4 protein-coding genes are annotated in these 2,929 nt (G+C 64.1%); all 4 read left to right on the top strand.

The features are described from left to right. On the top strand, nt 1–257 hold a 257-nt coding region (locus RR842_RS03235; RefSeq protein WP_332728965.1), incomplete at its 5' end, for a hypothetical protein. A gap of 390 nt (nt 258–647) precedes the next feature. Then, nucleotides 648–1,520, top strand: a complete 873-nt coding sequence (locus tag RR842_RS03230) for a fumarate hydratase (RefSeq protein WP_332511838.1) — start codon at nt 648–650, stop codon at nt 1,518–1,520. Then, nucleotides 1,513–2,049, top strand: coding sequence for a fumarate hydratase C-terminal domain-containing protein (locus RR842_RS03225; protein WP_332511839.1), 537 nt, complete (start codon nt 1,513–1,515; stop codon nt 2,047–2,049). Before RR842_RS03230 ends, RR842_RS03225 begins: the two co-directional genes overlap by 8 nt. Nucleotides 2,050–2,074: 25 nt before the next feature. Further along, on the top strand, nt 2,075–2,929 hold an 855-nt coding region (tmk, locus tag RR842_RS03220; RefSeq protein WP_332728964.1), incomplete at its 3' end, for a dTMP kinase.

Here is a 2,929-nt window from a genome sequence, read left to right as displayed (position 1 = left end):
CAGTGGCGTGGCAGGCGAAAGCGGGGGCGATGCGTAGCGCGGGTGTGCGTTCTTGCGCACGATGGTGCCGTTGTTGGAACAACGGCAAAATTGGGTCGATGCTGTGCAAAATTTGCGTTTTCTCGCATCGGGTATCGATGCAGAGAAAAGCATGTTTGCAAGCTAATAAGGAAATACCTGTTCAGAAAGGTGCGCGACAAAGAAAAGCTGCCGAGGTGATGGCTTTGGCGGGCACGGATGCCTTAAAAGGTCGTTGAGCAAGCCTGTTTGGGCGGGAAATCGAAAATTTTGCACAGCATCGATCGATTTTTCAACTCCGGCTTTGAAGCCTGCCGCTCTTGGGTGGTCGAGCGGATCACCCGTGAACGGAGCATTCGGGCGGAGCGCATTCGGGCGGAGCATTCGAGCGGATCACCCGTGAACGGAGCATTCGGGCGGAGCGCATTCGGGCGGAGCGTCTTGGACGGATTGCCTTCGGGCCGAGCAGGTCGAATTGCAAAGTCGTCCGCATCCTCCCCGTGTACGGACCAGCATGCTGATTATCTTTTGGGCTGGCAATCAACCGGCAATCGACCAGCATTCGGTAACGAGTTGGTGCTTTCTCCCTGCGGAGTCTTAACGGCAGCGCTTGCGCTATAATTTCACGTATGGAAACCATTATCACGAAATCATCGGTCGCGCAGGCGGTTTACGCGGCCATTCCGCAGCTTGCCTGCGTGCTGCCGCGCGACATAGCCGAAGGGCTGAGGGCGGCCCGTGCAGCCGAGACGAACCCGCGGGGGCGTGCCGTGCTTGACCAGTTGGTCGAGAACGCGGCGATCGCCGAGGCGGATTGCGTGCCCATCTGCCAGGATACGGGAACCGTATGGGTGAGCCTTGAAGTGGGGCCCGATGTTGCGGTGGCGGGCGATGTGTTCGCCGACGTGGACGGTGCTGTGGCGCGCGCCTACGATGAGGCGCGTCTGCGCAAGTCGGTGGTGTGCGACGCGGTGCTGGACCGTGCGAACACGGGGAGCAACGCGCCCGCATTCTGCGATATCCATCCGGTAGACGAGTCCGGCGCGGCGCGCCTGCATATCATGCTGAAGGGCGGCGGCTCGGATAATGCGAGCCGTGTGGTCATGTTGGTGCCCGGTGCCGGCAAGGAAGGCGTTGTCGAGGAGTTGGTGGCCTGCGTGCGCGAGAAAGCCGCCAACGCCTGCCCTCCGCTGGTGGTGGGCGTAGGTATCGGTGCGACGTTCGACAAAGTGGCCGGTCTGGCAAAAAGGGCGCTCATGCGTCCCGTGGACGAGCCGGCTGCCGACCTGCGCATACGGGCGCTGGAGGAGGAGCTGCTGGCTGCCGTGAACGCCACGGGCGTGGGTCCGGGCGGTCTGGGCGGCGCATGTACGGCGCTCGCCGTGCGCGTGGCCACCGCACCCTGCCATATTGCGGCTCTGCCGCTGGCTATCAACATGGGTTGCTCCGCTATGCGGCGCACCACGATCGACCTTGCAGCAAAGGGGGGCTCCCGTGGCTGATGTCAAGCGCTTGACGCTGCCGATAGGGCGCGATGAGCTGGCCACACTCGATGCGGGTGATGCCTGCCTGCTGACGGGCCCGCTGTACACGCTGCGCGACGCGGGGCATATCCGGCTGCTGGCCGAGCGGGAGGCGGCGGGTTCGCTGCCCTATGGCTTGGAGGGACAGACTATCTTTTATGCGGGGCCCACGCCGCCCGCAGCAGGACGCCCGTTCGGCGCAGTGGGCCCGACCACGGCCTCGCGCATGGATTTCGCTACCCCTGACCTGCATAGGTCCGGCATTGTGGCCACGGTGGGCAAGGGGCGGCGCTCGCGTGCGGTGCACGAGGCGTGCATCGAGACGGGTTCCGTTTATTTCGTGGCATGCGGAGGCGCTGCGGCTTACCTGGCGAAGTGCGTGGCATCATCACAGACGGTAGCCTACGACGAGTTGGGCACCGAGGCGCTGCGGCGCATCGAGGTAGTGGACTTTCCCGTGTTCGTCGGCATCGACGTGCAGGGAAGCGACGTGTACGATCTCGTTTGAGCGTACGTGCAGGAAAGAGAAACCCGTGACACAGGCAACACCTGACACATCCGGTGCCGCGCGCGGCATCTTCATCACCTTCGAGGGTGGCGAAGGCGCCGGCAAATCGACGCATATCCGCTTTTTATCGAGCAAGTTGCGCGAGCATGACCGCGAGGTCGTGTGCCTGCGCGAGCCCGGCGGCACCGATATCGGGGAGCAGCTGCGCGCTGTGGTGCTGGACCCTGCGCACGGGGCCATGGTGGACGAGGCAGAGCTGCTTATTTACGAGGCGGCCCGCGCGCAGCTGGTGGCCGAGGTGATCAAGCCCGCGCTCGAGCGGGGTGCCGTGGTGCTGTGCGACCGCTTCACCGACTCGACGGTGGCCTACCAGTCCTGCGGACGCGGCCTCGACCGTGCCTTGGTCGATCGGGTGAATGCGTTTGCCTGCCAGGGCCTTGACCCCGACCGCACCATTCTTATGGCCACGGGTGGCTCGGCCAAACGCGGCCTGGCCCGCGCTACGCACCGCTTCGGCGCTGATCGTCTGGAGCAGGCTGGCGAGGAATTTCATACGCGGGTGAACGAGGGGTTCCAGGACATCGCGAGGGACAACTGCGAGCGCATCCGCATAGTGGAATCGGCTTCCCGGAAGTCGGACACGGCAAAAGCCGTTTTTCGCGCATTGACCGACCTGTTTCCTTGGATGGAGGAGGCTATCGGCGACGATGCGTATTTCGCTTCGCTCGATGCAAGGCGCCCTCGTAAAGGTAGTCGCAATGCCGGTGCGCCAGCCTCGTCGCAAGGTAGTGGCCGCGCGGGTGGTGCCAAGCAGGCGAGCCGAGGTGCGGGTGGCCGCACGGGCCGCAACGACAACGGACACCCGGGCCGCAACGACAAC

Origin of the sequence: Gordonibacter sp. (assembly GCF_036667095.1) — a bacterium.
Taxonomy (GTDB): Bacteria; Actinomycetota; Coriobacteriia; order Coriobacteriales; family Eggerthellaceae; genus Gordonibacter.
The sequence above is the reverse complement of the archived record's forward strand: the minus strand, read 5'-3'. Positions and strand labels throughout refer to the sequence as shown.